This is a genomic window from Clostridium neuense, assembly GCF_045310695.1.
Lineage (GTDB): Bacteria > Bacillota > Clostridia > Clostridiales > Clostridiaceae > Clostridium_S > Clostridium_S neuense.
The window spans coordinates 1-647 of sequence record NZ_JBJIAA010000050.1 but is presented as its reverse complement, the minus strand read 5'-3'; the positions used below and the strand labels follow the sequence as shown (position 1 = coordinate 647).

The 647-nt window shown below is 30.6% G+C and carries 1 protein-coding gene; it reads left to right on the top strand.

Annotated features, from left to right (window positions below; all coding sequences use genetic code 11):
- On the top strand, positions 1-647 hold a 647-nt coding region (locus ACJDT4_RS23300), incomplete at both ends, for an AMP-binding protein (RefSeq protein ID WP_406790018.1).

The following is a 647-nucleotide window of genomic DNA, read 5'->3' as shown; positions in this document are numbered from 1 at the left end:
ATATAAAAATATGTGACATAAATAATGAAGAGTTTTATAAGTACAGCAGTACTAATCTAGGTAAAACCGCAGATTCAAATAGCTTAGCGTATATAATATACACATCAGGAACAACGGGAAAACCTAAAGGTGTTATGATAGAGCATAACAATGTAGTTAGGCTTATGTTTAATGATAAAATGCCATTTAATTTTAGTAACAAAGATGTATGGACAATGTTCCATTCATACTGCTTTGATTTTTCAGTATGGGAAATGTATGGAGCTTTACTTTACGGTGGAAGACTAATAGTAGTGCCTAAGATAGTAGCTAAAGACTCTGAGAAATATTTAGAGCTACTGAAAAAAGAAAAGGTAACAGTATTAAATCAAACACCATCAGCATTTTATAATTTAATGAACATAGAAGCAAACAGTGACGAGAGAAAGTTAAATTTAAGATATATTGTATTTGGAGGAGAAGCTTTAAATCCTCAAAAGCTAAGTAAATGGAAACAAAAATATGAAGAAACAAAAATTATCAATATGTATGGAATAACGGAGACAACAGTTCACGTAACCTTTAAAGAAATAACAAGTGAAGATATAGAAAAGGGAGTAAGCAATATAGGAAAGCCGATTCCAACGCTAACCACATATGTAATGAAT